Annotated in this window: 11 protein-coding genes; 3 read left to right on the top strand and 8 right to left on the bottom strand. The window is 35.2% G+C overall.

The annotated features are described in order from the left end of the window. The first annotated feature begins 8 nt into the window (after positions 1–8). Positions 9–305 (top strand): preprotein translocase subunit YajC, encoded by a 297-nt coding sequence (yajC, locus tag BM246_RS11110; protein WP_042495844.1) that lies wholly within the window; start codon positions 9–11, stop codon positions 303–305. 136 nt (positions 306–441) lie between these two features. Here the strand turns inward: yajC and BM246_RS11105 are convergent, their stop codons facing one another. The 6 genes from BM246_RS11105 to BM246_RS11080 form a co-directional block, all read right to left on the bottom strand. Next, complete coding sequence (locus tag BM246_RS11105) at positions 442–1,773, bottom strand: M28 family peptidase (protein WP_074937905.1); 1,332 nt, start codon at positions 1,771–1,773, stop codon at positions 442–444. Between the two features lie 166 nt (positions 1,774–1,939). Continuing rightward, complete coding sequence (locus BM246_RS11100; RefSeq protein ID WP_042505862.1) at positions 1,940–3,748, bottom strand: acyl-CoA dehydrogenase family protein; 1,809 nt, start codon at positions 3,746–3,748, stop codon at positions 1,940–1,942. A 26-nt stretch (positions 3,749–3,774) separates the two neighbouring features. After that, the gene (locus BM246_RS11095; protein WP_074937904.1) at positions 3,775–4,968 is read right to left on the bottom strand and encodes an acetyl-CoA C-acyltransferase; all 1,194 of its coding nucleotides are present in this window, start codon (positions 4,966–4,968) and stop codon (positions 3,775–3,777) included. Positions 4,969–4,973: 5 nt separating this feature from the next. Beyond that, positions 4,974–7,382 (bottom strand): 3-hydroxyacyl-CoA dehydrogenase/enoyl-CoA hydratase family protein, encoded by a 2,409-nt coding sequence (locus tag BM246_RS11090; RefSeq protein ID WP_074937901.1) that lies wholly within the window; start codon positions 7,380–7,382, stop codon positions 4,974–4,976. A 9-nt stretch (positions 7,383–7,391) separates the two neighbouring features. Beyond that, positions 7,392–7,838, bottom strand: coding sequence for a MarR family winged helix-turn-helix transcriptional regulator (locus BM246_RS11085; protein ID WP_042495830.1), 447 nt, complete (start codon positions 7,836–7,838; stop codon positions 7,392–7,394). 101 nt (positions 7,839–7,939) lie between these two features. After that, positions 7,940–9,709: an AMP-dependent synthetase/ligase gene (locus BM246_RS11080; RefSeq protein WP_074937899.1), complete on the bottom strand. Its 1,770-nt coding sequence runs from the start codon at positions 9,707–9,709 to the stop codon at positions 7,940–7,942. Positions 9,710–10,010: 301 nt separating this feature from the next. Here BM246_RS11080 and BM246_RS11075 point away from each other — a divergent pair, with 301 nt between their 5' ends. Both BM246_RS11075 and BM246_RS11070 read left to right on the top strand, forming a co-directional pair. Next, positions 10,011–10,574, top strand: a complete 564-nt coding sequence (locus BM246_RS11075; RefSeq protein WP_074937897.1) for a hypothetical protein — start codon at positions 10,011–10,013, stop codon at positions 10,572–10,574. After that, a complete protein-coding gene (locus BM246_RS11070) occupies positions 10,565–11,014 on the top strand; it encodes a hypothetical protein (protein ID WP_074937895.1) in 450 nt (149 codons plus the stop codon). Before BM246_RS11075 ends, BM246_RS11070 begins: the two co-directional genes overlap by 10 nt. Positions 11,015–11,080: 66 nt before the next feature. Here BM246_RS11070 and purL read toward each other — a convergent pair whose 3' ends face one another. Further along, positions 11,081–14,755 (bottom strand): phosphoribosylformylglycinamidine synthase, encoded by a 3,675-nt coding sequence (purL, locus tag BM246_RS11065; RefSeq protein WP_074937893.1) that lies wholly within the window; start codon positions 14,753–14,755, stop codon positions 11,081–11,083. A gap of 157 nt (positions 14,756–14,912) precedes the next feature. Beyond that, positions 14,913–16,772, bottom strand: coding sequence for an endonuclease (locus BM246_RS11060; RefSeq protein WP_074937892.1), 1,860 nt, complete (start codon positions 16,770–16,772; stop codon positions 14,913–14,915). Positions 16,773–16,989: the final 217 nt, after the last annotated feature.

Here is a 16,989-nt window from a genome sequence, read left to right as displayed (position 1 = left end):
AAAATATAATGGGAGAAGGAATTGGTAGTTTATTGCCGTTTGTATTAATGTTTGTAGTAGTGTATTTCTTTATGATTGCACCACAAATGAAACGAGCAAAGAAAGAAAAGAAATTTGCAGCCGAATTAAAACGTGGCGATAAAGTTATAACCAAAAGTGGTTTACACGGCAAAATTTTAGAGCTTAATGACAAAGACGGTAGCTGTGTTATCGAAACAATGTCTGGGAAAGTAAAATTTGAACGTTCGGCAATTTCTATGGAAATGAGCACTAAATTAAATGCTCCTGCTGTAGTTAAAAAATAAATATTTGCTTTTCTTAAGTGAATAAAAAAAAGAACCCTTTTGGGTTCTTTTTTTTATTCTATATTTATCTAAAAGCGGGGTTGTCGAATTAAATATATTAAGGTTAGATTAATAGTGAAGACTTTCTAGATGGAAATCATCTTAATATCTGATTAGGAAAAACTACAGGGCTTTCAAATCCATCTTTTCCCAAAGAAGCAATTCCGAAGAAATAATTGTCGATAACAATACCGTCAAGCATAAACTCCGAAACATCACCAACGTAGCGACTTTTATCCCAAGTAGGCGAGGTGGTATCTCTCCAGTATATTTTGTAGCCAACAGCTCCTTCTACTTTATCCCATTTAAATTTAACCGATGCATCTACAATACCACCAATAGCAACTGTTTTTGGAGCTGGTGGTGCCCAAGCTAAACTAGCCATGTTAATGGCATTTACCGTGGTTAATTTCTTGGCATAATCGAAATTAACGTGCTCAATAACATCGCCGTATTTAATGCCGTTTTCTTCTCTAATATCTTGATGCTGCTGCGTGTAGTTTTCGTGTGCTTCCATAATACGAATTCCTGCAAAACCTAAGTCGTTAAAAGGTCTGTGGTGTCCACCACGTCCAAAACGATCTAGTCTATAAACCATCATCGGGTTCATTTCTGGCATATACGTTTTTACTGTTTTATGTATATAACGTGCTAATTGACGAGAGATCCCATCTACTTCTCCTCCATAAAAACGTCTTAAATTGCGTTCTTTTTCGGTTTCGTTAGCAGGCACAGGTTCTGAAAATATTCTAAATGTACGATTATCTATTACTCCATCTACACCTTCAATGTTTCCAATCATGTCATTATTAAATATTCCGATAATATCCCAACCTTGCTCTTTAGCATATTTGGCTAAACCGCCTCCACCAAAAAGACCTTGCTCTTCACCAGATAAGCCAACATAAATAATACTGTTTTCAAATTTATATTTAGAAAGTACTCTAGCAGCTTCAATAGTTCCCGCCATACCAGAAGCATTATCGTTTGCACCAGGAGCATCTTTTGTGAACTCCATAGTGTCGCTACCACGAGAGTCTATATCTCCACTCATGATAATATAGCGGTTTGGATATTTCGTTCCTTTTTGAATAGCGACAACGTTAACAATCCAAGCGTCGTGAGGTACACGCCTGTTGCCTTCTTTGGTAACAAAGTCCTTTTGGTAAAAGACATCCAAACAATCTTTACAATTAGATGATATTATTTCAAATTCAGATTTAATCCAACGTCTTGCCGCACCAATCCCTCTAGTGTTTGAAATAGTATCGCTAAAGGTGTTTCTAGTTCCAAAATCAACCAGTTTTTGAATGTCTATTTCTATACGTTCCGCAGAAACATCATCTATGATATCGTATATTTTTTGATTGGTTTGGGCAGAGCTAATGGATATAGAAAGTAGGAGTAAAGGGAGTATTAATTTTTTCATTCAGTTTTTTTTCTTAAAAATACAAAAAAGAAAAGGACTTGAATATAATATCGTTTTGAGTGAAAATTAAGAACTATGAAATTATATTAAATAAAAGACGCTTCAAAAATTAATTTGAAGCGCCTATTAACACTTGAGTTAGTCACTAATGAATTGTTTTAATCCCTTAAAAGCAATATTTGTTTTCTGCCTTTACTTTTTCGGCTATTTCGTTACGTAAATCTACAATGTCTGGATAGTTTTGATATTTAGTAAAACGTTTAAGTCCCATAAGCATCATACGTTGCTCATCACCTTCGGCAAAAGAAATAATACTCTCTTTTCCTTTTTCTTCGATAATATCTACAGCGTGGTATAAGTATAATTTAGACATCGCAATTTGTACAGATTGAGACTCGGCTCCAAAGCGTTTAGCATTCTTTTCTGTTCTTAATATAGCAGATTCAGCCATATATATTTCAATTAAAATATCAGCAGCCGCTATAAGTAATTGTTGGTGTTTGTCTAGGTCTGGGCCAAATTTTTGAACAGCACCTCCGGCAACCATTAAAAAAGTCTTTTTCAACTTATTAATCATTACTTTTTCTTCAGAAAATAATTCTGAAAAGTCTGGTGTATCAAAAGAAGGAATTCCCATTAATTCTTCTTGAACTTTTTGAGCAGGGCCTAATAGGTCAACATGACCTTTCATAGCTTTCTTTACTAACATACCAACAGATAGCATTCTGTTAATTTCGTTAGTTCCTTCGTAAATACGAGCAATACGCGCATCTCTCCAAGCAGATTCCATAGGCGTTTCTTCAGAGAACCCCATTCCACCAAAAATTTGGATACCTTCATCAGCTGCATGTTGTACATCTTCCGAAACCGCTACTTTTAGAATAGAACATTCAATTGCATATTCTTCAACACCTTTAAGTTCTGCTTCTTGATGTGTATTTCCAGCAGCTTCACGCATTGCTATTCTGTCTTCAATATTTTTTGCAGCTCTATAAGTTGCAGATTCACCTGCGTAAGCATTAGTTGCCATTTCAGCTAATTTAACTTTAATAGCTCCAAAGTCTGAAATAGGCGTTTTAAATTGTTTACGCTCGTTAGCATAATTTACTGCTGTAGATAAAATTCTTCTTTGAGAATCTAAACAAGCAGCAGCTAATTTAATACGGCCAACGTTAAGTGCATTCATGGCGATTTTAAATCCTTCACCACGACCAGCTAACATATTTTCAATAGGTACTACAGTATCGTTAAAAAATACTTGACGTGTAGAAGACGCACGAATACCTAATTTGTGTTCTTCTTCACCTAAAGTAATTCCGTTAGGATTTTCTCCATCATATTCTACAATAAATCCCGTAATATTTTTATCATCTTCAATACGAGCAAAAACAATCATCACACTACAGAAACCTGCATTTGAGATCCACATTTTTTGACCGTTAATTTTATATGATTTTCCATCTGCAGAAAGCTCAGCAGTTGTTTTACCAGAATTTGCATCAGATCCAGCTCCAGGCTCTGTTAAACAGTAAGCTCCAAACCACTCACCAGACGCTAATTTTGGTACGTATTTTTGTTTTTGCTCCTCTGTGCCGTATAAAGTAATTGGCATAGTGCCAATGCCTGTATGCGCACCAAAAGCAGTACTGAAAGAACCTGTTCCAGAAGAAATATAATCACACGTTAATACAGTAGAAACAAAGCCCATTCCCATACCTCCAAAAGCTTCAGGAACAGCAACACTTAAAAAGCCCATATCTCCAGCTTTACGCATAACTTCTTCAGTTAGTGCATAATCTTTAGCTTCGAAACGTGCTTTATGAGGAATGATTTCACGATCGTTAAATTCCATTACGGATTCTTTCATCATTGTTTGCTCTTCTGAAAAATCTTCAGGAGTAAACACATCTTCACAATTTGTTTCTTTTACTAAGAATTGACCACCTCTTAAGATGTCTTTTTCATTTGCTTCCATTTTATATTTTTGTATTAAGTTCTTTATTAGTTTAAAAATTCAAATATTCCGCAAGCCCCTTGACCTGTTCCAACACACATGGTAACTGCACCATATTTGCCTTGCATGTCACGCTTACGCATTTCGTCAAAAAGTTGTACAGATAATTTAGCTCCTGTGCATCCTAATGGGTGACCCAATGCAATTGCACCACCATTTACGTTAATAATATCTGGGTTAAGATTTAACTCTCTAATTACTGCTAAAGATTGAGAAGCAAAAGCTTCATTTAACTCAATTAAAGATAAATCGTCTTGTTTTAATCCTGCTTGCTTTAATGCTTTCGGGATTGCTTTTACTGGTCCGATACCCATAATACGAGGTTCAACACCTGCGGCTGCATAGTTTACCATTCTTGCAATTGGTTCTAAACCTAGCTCTTTAACCATGTCTTCACTCATAACCATTACAAAAGCAGCACCATCACTCATTTGTGACGAGTTACCAGCTGTAACACTTCCTCCAGCAGCAAATACTGCTCTAAGTTTCGCTAAAGCTTCTTTACTAGTTCCTGCACGAGGTCCTTCATCTTTAGTTACCGTATACGATTTAGTCGCTTTCTTTCCGTTTGCATCAATATAAGTTTGCTCAACTTCAATTGGTACTATTTGATCTTGAAAACGATTTTCAGCCTGCGCTCGTAATGCTTTCATATGAGAATTGAATGCAAACTCATCTTGGTCTTCGCGAGATACCTTAAACTGTTTTGCAACAGCCTCTGCAGTATTTCCCATGCCCCAATAATAATCTTCATGACCTGCTTTTACAATTGCATCATAATTCAATTCAGGTTTAAAACCAGTCATTGGTACGCTACTCATGCTTTCTGCTCCTCCAGCAATAATACAATCTGCCATTCCAGCTTGTATTTTTGCAGTTGCCATACCAATTGTTTCTACTCCAGAAGAGCAAAAACGGTTTACAGTTACACCAGGAACATCCACAATATCTAATCCCATTAAAGAGATTAAACGTGCCATATTTAAACCTTGTGCACCTTCTGGCATGGCGTTACCAACAATAACATCATCGATACGCTTTGGATCTAAATTTGGCAATTCTTTCATCATATATTTGATGGTTTCTGCTGCCAATTCATCTGTTCTTTTAAAACGAAACACGCCTTTTGGTGCTTTACCAACTGCGGTTCTATATGCTTTTACTATATATGCTGTTTTCATTTTTCTTAGTTTCTTAAAGGTTTACCTTTTGTTAACATGTGCTGAATACGTTCTAAAGTTTTACGTTCTGTACATAAACTTAAGAAAGCTTCACGCTCTAAATCCAATAAATATTGCTCGCTAACTAAAGTTGGCTCAGATAAATCTCCACCAGCCATAACGTAAGCTAATTTATTAGCAATTTTCATGTCGTGTTCAGAAATGTAGTTGGAGTCTTTCATAGAATCTGTTCCTACTAAAAACATACCTAAAGCTTGTTTACCAAGTACTTTTACGTCAGTACGTTTTACCGGTTGTGTGTAACCAGAATTAGCCATTAACATAGCATGTTGTTTAGCAACTGCAATTTGGCGGTCTTTATTAACAACAACAACATCTTTTCCCTTTTGTAAAACTCCCATATCAAAAGCTTCATAAGCCGAAGTTGATACTTTTGCCATACCTATAGTTAAAAAGTATTCCTGAAGTGTATTTAGCTGAACATCTCCTTTCCTAAAAGTGTCTGATGCTCTTAAAGCCATTTCCTTAGAACCACCACCACCAGGGATAACACCAACACCGAACTCTACAAGTCCCATGTAAGTTTCTGCTGCTGCAACTACTTTATCTGCATGTAATGATAATTCACAACCACCACCTAAAGCCATTCCGTGAGGAGCAGAAATAGTTGGGATTGAAGAATAACGCATACGCATCATGGTATCTTGGAAATATTTAATAGCCATATTAAGCTCGTCGTACTCTTGCTCTGCAGCCATCATGAAAATCATTCCAATGTTGGCACCAACAGAGAAGTTTGCAGCTTGATTACCAACTACTAAACCAGCAAAATCTTTTTCGGCTAAATCAATAGCTTTATTTAACCCTGCAAGAACATCTCCACCAATAGTATTCATTTTAGATTGGAATTCGCAGTTTAATATGCCATCTCCTAAATCTTCAATAACAACACCAGAATTTTTAAAGACTTCTTTAGATTTTCTAATATTATCCAAAATAATGAAACTGTCTTGACCTGGTATTTTTACTTGTGATTTTTCAGGAATATCATAAGCATAACTTGCGCCTTCTTTAATAGTATAAAAAGAAGAATTTCCAGATGCTAACATCTCGTTTACCCAAGCAGCAGGCTCTAAACCTTCAGCTTTCATAATTTCAATTCCTTTTTCAACGCCTATGGCATCCCAAATTTGGAAAGGACCATGTTCCCATCCAAACCCCGCTTTCATAGCATCATCAATTTTATATAAATCGTCTGTTATTTCAGGAATTCTATTTGAAACATAAGCAAATAAGGCAGCAAAGCTTTTTCTGTAGAATTCGCCAGCTTTATCTTTTCCTTTAACTAAAACTTTAAATCGGTCGACAACCTTATCAATCGTTTTCGTAAGTTCTAAAGTTGTAAATTTTGCACGTTTAGCAGAACGATATTCTAGTGTATTTAAATCAAGCGATAAGATTTCTTTTTTCCCATCTGGAGATACTTGTTTTTTGTAAAAACCTTGACCTGTTTTACTTCCTAACCATTTGTTTTCCATCATTGTTTTGATGAAATCTGGTAGTTTAAACAGCTCTAATCGTTCGTCGTTAGGGCAGTTTTCTGCAATACCATTTGCAACATGAACCAAAGTATCTAATCCAACAACATCTACCGTACGGAAGGTAGCCGATTTTGGACGACCAATTACTGGTCCTGATAATTTATCTACTTCCTCAATAGTTAAATCTAAATCTTTAACTGCGTGAAATAAACTTTGTATGCTGAAAATTCCAATTCTGTTACCAATAAAAGCAGGCGTATCTTTAGCTACTACCGATGTTTTTCCAAGAAATTGCTCACCGTAACCATTCAAAAATTCTAATACAGAAGCATCTGTTTTTGGTCCAGGAATGATTTCAAATAATTTTAAGTAACGCGCTGGGTTAAAGAAGTGTGTTCCACAGAAATGTTTCTGGAAATCTTCACTTCGTCCTTCACTCATAAATTTTATAGGAATACCAGAGGTATTAGATGTAATTAATGTGCCTGGTTTACGATATTTTTCTAAGTTTTCAAACACCATTTTCTTGATGTCTAGTCTTTCGACTACAACTTCCATAATCCAGTCTACATCTGCTACTTTCGCAATATCGTCTTCTAGATTACCGGTGGTAATTCTACTAGCGAAATCTTGATGATAAATTGGAGATGGTTTAGAGTTTAACGATGCTGTAAGTGCATCATTAACCAATCTATTTCTTACTATTTTGTCTTCTAAAGTTAAACCTTTAGCTTTCTCTTTGTCGTTTAGTTCTCTTGGAACAATGTCTAGTAACAGGACATCTACGCCAATGTTAGCGAAATGACAAGCTATACCGCTCCCCATAATTCCGGAACCAATAATTGCGATTTTTTTTATTCTACGTTTGCTCATTTTATTTAACTAGTTGTCGTTTGGTGTATATATTTTTTTATTAGAAACCATCTCTAAAATTACATCGGCTACTTCATTAAAGTGCTTTAGTTTTTCATCGGAGATGTTATTTTTAATTTTCTCATTAAAAGTTAAAACTCGATCTTTAGAGTAGGTGCGTTTTTGAACTCCGAAAGGTGTTAGCTTGATAATTACACCACGGCCATCTTCTGGATTAGGATGTCTGTCAATCAAACCTTTTTTTTCCATAGCTTTTAAAATTCTAGAAAGACTCGTTGCTTCCATACCCATTTTGGGGCCTAAAGCAGTTGATGGTGTTCCTTTTTCTGGGTCTATGCTTAATAAGGTAAATCCCGTTGCCATAGTGCTATCAAATTTTAATGCTTCTTCGTTATACATTTTTTGAACGGCCAGCCATGTTGTTCTTAAAATGTAATCGATGGTTCTATCTTTCATGTTGAGAGGTTGTTGTTCCCAAATATAGTAAAATTTATTATGCATGCATAATAAATTATTAATAATTTTAGTTAATCTTTTATTAATAAGAGAAGATTTGACTAACCTCTGTAGATTTTCTCGATAAGAGAAAGGTACTTTTGTTTTATAACTTTACGCTTCATTTTCATGGTTGGCGTTAAGTGTCCGGCATCTATAGTCCAAACATCTGGAGTAATCTCGAATTTTTTAATTTGTTCCCATTTGCCGAAGTTGGCATTGGCAAAATTAATTTCTTCTTGAATTCTCTCTAGTAATTGGGTGTTTAAGATTATGTCTTCATTAGTTGTAAATGGAATGTTATGACGTTTGGCCCATTCTTTTACAAAATCATAATTTACCTGAATTAAAGCTGCTGGCATTTTCTCGCCTTCACCAATAACCATAATTTGTTCTATAAATCGAGACTGTTTAAATTGGTTTTCAAGTAGGGTAGGTGCTACATATTTCCCTCCCGAGGTTTTAAACATTTCTTTCTTTCTGTCAGTGATTTTAAGAAAACCATCAGCATCTATTTCTCCAATATCTCCAGTGTGGAAATAATTGTCCTTAATAGCTTCGGCTGTTTTGGCTTCATCTTTAAAATACCCCATCATAACGTTTGGGCCTTTTACAAGTATTTCGCCATCTTCGGCTATTTTAACCTCAACATCATCAATTATTCTACCAGTAGTTCCTACTCTAAAACCTCCGTTTCGGGTATCATTAACTGAGACAACAGGAGACGTTTCTGTTAATCCATAACCTTCCATTATAGGTAAACCAGCGGCAGCAAACACTCTAGTAAGTCTTGGCTGTAATGCGGCACTGCCAGAAACCATAAGGTCTAGGTTTCCTCCAAGTCCTTCTTGCCATTTGCTAAAAATAAGCTTTCTAGCGATTTTAAGTTGTAACTCATACCACCAACCATTTTGTCCGTAAGGTTCATATCTAAGTCCAAGATTAACTGCCCAAAAGAAAAGTGATTTTTTTAATCCAGTTAAATCACTGCCTTTAGCTATAATTTTATCGTATACTTTTTCATAAAGACGTGGTACAGCGGTCATTACGTTTGGCTTGATTTCTTTAAGGTTATCGCTCATTTTGTCGATAGACTCTGCAAAGTAAATTTCTGCACCACAATATTGATATAAATAAAGAATCATGCGTTCAAAAACATGACAAACGGGAAGGAAACTAAGTGTTTTCGCAACTCCATATTCAAAAGGAACACGGTTTTGACTATTTAAAACATTTGAAACGAGGTTGTTGTGAGATAGCATAACACCTTTCGGTCTTCCTGTAGTTCCCGAAGTATAAATTAATGTGGCTAAATCTGTAGATTTTACATCATTTTTTCTAGCCTCAACTTCATGTTGTATACTTGTATCTTCACCTAACTTAAGTACTTCGTTCCAGCTAGATTCGTTTTGAATATCATCAAAAGTGTACACGTGTTTCAGTTTTGTGTTTCCTTTTATTGAATTTAGTTTAATTAGAATTTCTTTATCTGAAACAAAACAATATGTAGATTCCGAGTGATTTAAGATATATTCATAATCTTCGGCGCAAATTGTTGGATAAATTGGTACGTTTTGCGCACCTACTTGTAAAACTCCAATATCTAATATATTCCACTCTGTTCTGTTTGTAGAAGATATAACCGCAATTTTATCGTTAGGCTTTATACCTAATTTTAATAAACCACGACTTATGGCATTGGCTTGATCTACATATTCTTGCGAAGAAGTAGATTGCCATTTTCCATTATGTTTTGTGTTAAAAGCCTTATCTAAATTGTATGTTTCTAATTGGTAATAAGGAAAGTCAAAAAGTCTGGTGATTTTGGTCATGGGCTATAAGTATTCTAGGGTGCAAAATAGGAAATAAAATAAGATTATCAAATAATGTACCAAAAAAGTATTGTATTCGTATAAAACTTTATTGATTTCTGTCAATTTTGTATTCTCTATGAGTTTAGTTTTTTGAGTGCTTTAATTGCTTAGCAGTTATTAATATACAATATTATGGTTAAATATAAGTTTGTTTTAACTTGCTTTTAAGACGTATCATTTTTTGTTGAAATACCTAGCGGTTTATTGAGAAGATTTCCTTGATATTCTGTACTTTTGATGCTCTTATTAAACAATTTGTATGTTTAAAAAACATGTAAAAAAGCTTTCTTTCTTTTCGATAATTTTATGCCATTTAGGGTTTTTAGCTGCAATTTTATTTGAAAATCAGAATAATATTTTTGTTTCGATTTTTATTGTTATGTCCTTAGTATTGCTTGTTGTTACTTACAAGAAAACACCCTTAAACTCTGTAGATCATAGTTTTGAGCATGTGTTAATTGTTGCTTTTGTTTTCTTTGGAGCTATAATAACCTATGTTTTATCTAGTTCTTTTGGTTTAAACCGTGTTTTATCGGCTAGTTTAGTTGGCTTAATAGCGAGTTTTATTCCTAGTTTATTTAAAAGAAGCACGTTTGCTCAAGGTGTACCAGCCGCTGTATATTGCGGAGCTTTTGTGGGAATGACAAATATAAGTGTGTCTACCGATTATATTATTATAAGCATAGCGAGTGCTACTACTGGGGTGCTTTTGGTTGGAACAAAGGATACTTTTCATGGAGTTGGTGGTAAACTGGGGACTTTAGCTTTTGCTGGTGTTGTGTTTGCTTTTTTAATTACATCTCTTATTTCTCAATGGGTATAGAACAATATATATTATTTTTAGTTGGTGGGGTTTCTGCAATGTTTACGTTCTTTTTGCATGTAGATTTAAACCAAGGACCAGTTAGAGCATCTTCTTTAGTAGGTGTTTTGGTTGGCGTGTTTGTTTTAGTTTGTCCTGATTTGTTGTCACCGTATTTAACTCAAAACTTACCATTAGTTTGTTTTGGAGCATCTTTTATAGGTATGGTGTCGTCTAAAGTATTATCAAACTATTTTTTAATAGGGTTCTCAGGAATAGTGTTCACCATTATTTTTTTTAACACCAGTAGCTTTTTTTATGGTTTTGGTGGAGGTTTAGGTTCGGCTGCGTGCATAGCACTTTTGGTTAGTTTAAGTTTTCCTCTTATAAGAAAACAAAGAAAATTGCATAAGAGAGGCTTGCAAATAAAGCGGTACAGAAAATCTAAAGGAAATAATTAAAATTAACGTATAAAAAAGCGGTTTAAGAACTTAATCTTAAACCGCTTTTATAATTTATATACTAGTTTACTTTTTTTCGATCCATAATCTAGCATTCACAAAAGCTTCTAACCAAGGAGAAACTTCGTCCGTTCTTCCTTCTGGGTAATTTGCCCAGTTCCATTGAAACGTAGAACGCTCAATATGTGGCATAGTTACTAAGTGACGCCCTGTTTTATCAGAAAGCATTGCCGTGTTATAATCCGATCCGTTTGGATTATTTGGATAGCCTTCGTAACCGTATTTAGCAACAATATTATAGTTTTCTTCGGAAAGTGGTAAGCTAAATTTACCTTCACCATGAGAAATCCAAACGCCTAATTCTGTTCCTGCTAAAGTTGAGAGCATTACAGAGTTATTATCTTGAATTTTTACAGAAGTAAAAGAACTTTCGTGTTTATGAGAATCATTATGAATCATTTTTCCGTGTACTTCGTGTTCTGGATTAATTTCTTCTAATTCCATGAACAATTGGCATCCATTACAAATACCAACCGATAATGTATCTTCTCTTTTGAAGAAATCTTGAATTACTTTATTTGCTTTCTCGTTGTATTTAATAGCGCCTGCCCATCCTTTTGCAGAACCAAGTACATCAGAATTACTAAAACCACCAACAGCTCCTAAAAACTGAATATCTTCTAAGGTTTCACGACCAGAGATTAAATCTGTCATGTGTACATCCTTAACATCGAAACCAGCTAAATACATAGCGTTAGCCATTTCTCGTTCTGAATTCGATCCTTTTTCACGAAGAATAGCTGCTTTTGGGCGTTTGCCAGTAAAAGCTTCTAGTTTTCCTGTGAAATTTTTCGGGAATGTATATTGAAGAGGTTGATTTTTATAATTCTTGAAACGTGCTTCAGCTAAATTATTTGCCGTTTGTTTTTGGTCTAATAAATAAGACGTTTTATACCAAACATCTCTAGTTTCTGCAACATCGAAAGAGAAACTCTCGTCGTTGTTTTTGATGTTTAATTGTCCTGTATTGTTTACAGAACCAATATTAATAGCCTTTATTTTATTTTCTGACATAATAGTTTCTACAGAAGCATCTGCTTGAAAAACAATTCCTGAGTTTTCAGCAAAAAGTACTTTTATAGCATCTTCTTCACCTAATTTAGAAAGATTTAAATCGGCACCTAAATTAACATCAGCAAAACAAAGTTCTAATAAAGTAGTAATTAAACCACCAGAAGCCACATCATGACCAGCTGCAATTTTATCTTCTGTTATTAAATTTTGAATAGTATTAAAAACCGCTTTTACATAAGCTGCATCTTTTACATTTGGCGTTTCATTTCCAATAGCATTTAAGACTTGGTTGAAAGAGCTTCCTCCTAATTTAAAATCATCTTGAGAAATATTGATATAGTAAATGTTACCACCGTTTTGTTTTAAAACAGGCTCAACAACTTTAGTAATATCATTACAGTTAGCACCAGCAGAAATAATAACCGTTCCTGGAGAAATAACATCACCATCAGGATATTTTTGTTTCATAGAAAGTGAATCTTTCCCGGTTGGCACATTGATTCCTAAATCTATAGAAAATTCTGAAATGGCTTTTACCGCTTCATATAAACGCGCATCTTCACCTTCGTTTTTACAAGGCCACATCCAGTTTGCTGAAAGCGAAACCGCATTTAAACCATCTTTTAAAGGTGCCCAAACTAAGTTTGTAAGTGCTTCTGTTATTGAGTTTCTGCTTCCTGCAACAGGGTTAATTAAACCAGAAATAGGCGAGTGGCCAATAGAGGTTGCAACACCTTCTTTACCTTTAAAATCTAGTGCCATAACACCAACATTGTTTAAAGGAATTTGTAAAGGACCAACACATTGCTGTTTAGCTACTTTACCACCAACACAACGGTCTACTTTGTTTGTTAACCAATCTTTACAAGCTACAGCTTCAAGTTGTAAAACTTGCTCTAAGTATATTTTTAAGTTTTTGGTTTTATAACGTGGGTTTTTATAATTTCTAATAACAGTTTTATCTGTTAAAACGGTTTTTGGTGAGCTACCAAACATATCTTCTAAAGCTAAATCCATTGGTTTGTCACCTTTGGTTTTAGATTCGAAAGTAAAACGATTGTTACCAGTTACCTCTCCAACAGTATACATTGGCGAACGCTCACGGTCTGCAATTTTCTTTAGGGTTTCTGTATGTTTTTCAGAAATCACTAAGCCCATACGCTCTTGAGACTCGTTACCTATAATTTCTTTTGAAGAAAGTGTTGGGTCTCCAACAGGTAATTTATCTAAATCGATATGTCCACCAGTATCTTCAACTAATTCTGATAAACAGTTTAAGTGTCCACCGGCACCGTGATCGTGAATAGAAACAATGAAGTTTTCATCGCTTTCTACCATACCACGAACGGCATTAGCAGCACGTTTTTGCATTTCAGGATTAGAACGTTGTACTGCGTTTAACTCAATACCAGATGAAAGTGCACCTGTATCTGCAGAAGACACCGCAGCGCCTCCCATTCCAATTCTATAATTTTCACCACCAAGAATAACGATTTTGTCGCCTTCTTTTGGTGTGTCTTTTAAGGCTTGGTCTGCTTTACCGTAACCAATACCACCAGCTTGCATAATTACTTTATCGAAACCTAATTTCCTTGGTTCAGAATCGCTAGATGATGCGTTTTCGGCATGTTCAAAAGTTAAAACAGAACCCGTAATTAAAGGTTGTCCAAATTTGTTTCCAAAATCTGAAGCACCATTTGAAGCTTTTATTAAAATATCCATTGGAGTTTGATAAAGCCATTTTCTAGCTTTAAACTTTTGTTCCCAATGGCGGTTTTCTTCTAATCGAGAATACGATGTCATGTAAACAGCCGTTCCTGCTAAAGGTAAAGACCCTTTTCCGCCAGCAAGACGGTCTCTAATTTCTCCACCAGCACCTGTTGCAGCACCATTAAAAGGTTCTACGGTTGTTGGGAAGTTATGTGTTTCCGCTTTAAGCGAAATAACAGACTCGTAATTTTTTGTTTCGTAAAAATCTGGTTTGTCAGCTGTTTTAGGAGCAAATTGCTCAACAACTGGTCCTTTTACAAAAGCAACATTGTCTTTATAAGCCGAAACGATATCGTTTGGATTTGTTTCGGATGTTTTTCTAATTAATTTGAAAAGTGATGTTGGTTTTTCTTCTCCATCAATTACAAAAGTTCCGTTGAAAATTTTGTGACGACAGTGCTCTGAGTTTACTTGAGAAAATCCGAAAACTTCAGAATCTGTTAGCGGACGACCAATTTTTTTAGCAACACTTTCTAAATACTCAACCTCTTCAGTGCTTAAAGATAAGCCTTCTTGCTCATTATAAGCACCAACATTCTCAATGTTTAAAATAGGTTCGGGCTTAATATCTATAGTAAAAGTATCTTGATTTAAGCTTGCGAATTTTTCTGAAATCATAGGATCGAAATCCATGAATTCTTCTGTTGAAGCTGAAAATTCTTCAATTCTGATAATGTCTGAAATTCCCATATTCTGAGTAATTTCAACAGCATTAGTACTCCAAGGTGTAATCATCGCAGCTCGTGGGCCAACAAAAAAAGCATCTAAAGATGCTTGTTCTATTTTAGGTTGGTCGCCAAATAACCAAGACAATTTTGTTATGGTTTCTGTAGATAATTCTTTTGTTGTTTGAACAGCAAATATCTTGCTGGTTACGTTTCCAAAGAAATGAATCATTATATGTGTGTTGTTAGTTTAAAGAAAGTGCAAATTTACTTTTTTTTAGCCGATTTTCTATTAAAAAAATGCGAAGGAAAATAGAGAGTTATTCACGAGGTTTTAAACAAAAAAAAGCGGCTTTAAAAAGCCGCTTTTGGTAAGAGTAGTTGTGTGCTTATTGTTTAACTATTTTTTTAGTGATGCTTCTTGCTTCTGAAGAAAGTTTTAAAATATATACACCTTGCTTTAAGTTTGCTACATCTATGCTTTGCGCAGAAGAAGAAATTACGCCTCTATTGGTTTGCTTTCCAAGAATATCGTAGATACCAAATTCTAGAGGTTCGTTGGTGTCAATATTAATGTTGCTTCCTTTTACTGGGTTTGGGTATATTTTTAGGTCTTCTAAAAATTTATCATCTGTACTTAATGAGGTGTAACAAGTCCAAGATAAATCATCTAGAGTTACACGATCTCCGCCACTTGTGTTTTCTGTAATTACAATAGTTACATTGCCAGTGATATTGATATTAGAAATGGTTGTTGTTTGTGCAGAGTCTCCATAAGGTAGTGAACCAACAACGTTACCATTTACCATAACGTCTAAATTTCCAGAACCTCCGCTGTAAGCTCGTTGAGTCGTTGCTGTTAAGCTACCAATACCCCCCGAGAACATTGGAGATGTGACCTTACCCGTTTTAGTGCCTCGTACATCAAAAGTAATGGCTTTGCTTTCAGGTAAAATTACTTGATCGATTCTGGCTAAAGTAGCTGTCCATATGTCTCCATCATTACCTGTCCATGTTCTGTCAGTATATTGGCTGTCATTAGATCCTACTGTGGAAACTAGGTTTTCGAAAGTTTCTGTGATACATGCGCCACTTACTGGCGTAGAATCTTCTAATGTTGTAGCACTTACCGCATCGCTTAAATCCGATTTGTTATTTGCTAAATCTGCAGCAAGTACAGAAAAACTGTATGATGTTTTTGGAGTTAAACCATTAAGTGTTAAAGAAGTTTCTGATTGCGAAGAAATGAAATATTCCCCATCGACATAAATTTGATATGAAGTAACACCTGTATCATCTGTAGAAGCATCCCAACTTAAATCTACTGTAGTACTCGTTGCGTTACTTGCTACTAAATTTGCCGGTACTGTTGGTGCTTGTGTATCGCTTGGTTGAGATTCTCCCCAACGGTTACGAGCAGTTTGTCCGCCCCAAATAGCTGTTGCTAAATATGGGTTGTCAATAAATGGATTTCTGTTTCCTTGTCCGTAAGCATTATTAACGTCTCCGTGATAAGCGTTTCTTTGGTCTTCAACTATAGAAACTGGATCTTGTGCATTCCATTCCAAAAGAAGATTAATCATGTTTGAATCGATAGCGTTGGTTTCTCCATTAGCTACAAACACTGGTTTGCATTGTGTTCCATATCTTAAATACATGTACATTATAATTCTAGCAGCATCGCCTTTCCACTCGTCTCCTGGATACCAGCTTCCAGAAATATTAGCAGCTGTAGTTGTAATTGGGTTACCATCTGCTCCAATATTGGTGATGTATTTTAAATTTCCACGGTTAGAGTTCATTCTAACATCGGAAGGTCTCAGGTTGTGAGCATCGGCATAGGGAGGTACATTTTTACCTGTACTTTCTAATTTAGGGCTGGCTAAAGAGTTTGGGAACGTGTGTTCTCTATTCCAATCGGTACCTTGATTACCACCTGTTGAAGTGTTACTGCGAGTTCGGTCTGTAACGTAGTTGCCATCGGTATCGCTGTAGCCGTAGATTAATAATACATTATTGAGGTTGTCTGGATCTTGGTCGGTTATTTTACTGGCTTCCCAAATACCTGGCGTATATGTAAGGTACTGGGTGTGTTTTGCAGCTGTTTCTATAGCTAAATCGTTAAAAAGATCTAGTCCTGTTTGCGAAAAATCTACATCTTGGTAATAGCTTTGTAAGTTTTGTGGCGGTGCTAGCTGTGCAAAACTTAAAGTTGTAACAAATAAAAAGAATAAGTAAAAGTGCTTCATAGAGGTGAATAGATTAATTAATTATAAAAATAAGATGAAAACACAAGTTAAGGGTGTGCTTTAGTTTTTCGCAAAGTTAAAATCTTTTTCTCGCTCTTATGTTAAGGAATTGTGAAGTCGAACTTGTTCTGTTTTTATAATGTGTTTGAAGATTTTATAAATAAAAAAAGACCATCTTTTCAGATAGTCTTTCTTATTTATATTTTAAGTGAATAGG

This window comes from Algibacter lectus, assembly GCF_900112395.1.
Lineage (GTDB): Bacteria > Bacteroidota > Bacteroidia > Flavobacteriales > Flavobacteriaceae > Algibacter > Algibacter lectus.
The sequence above is the reverse complement of the archived record's forward strand: the minus strand, read 5'-3'. Positions and strand labels throughout refer to the sequence as shown.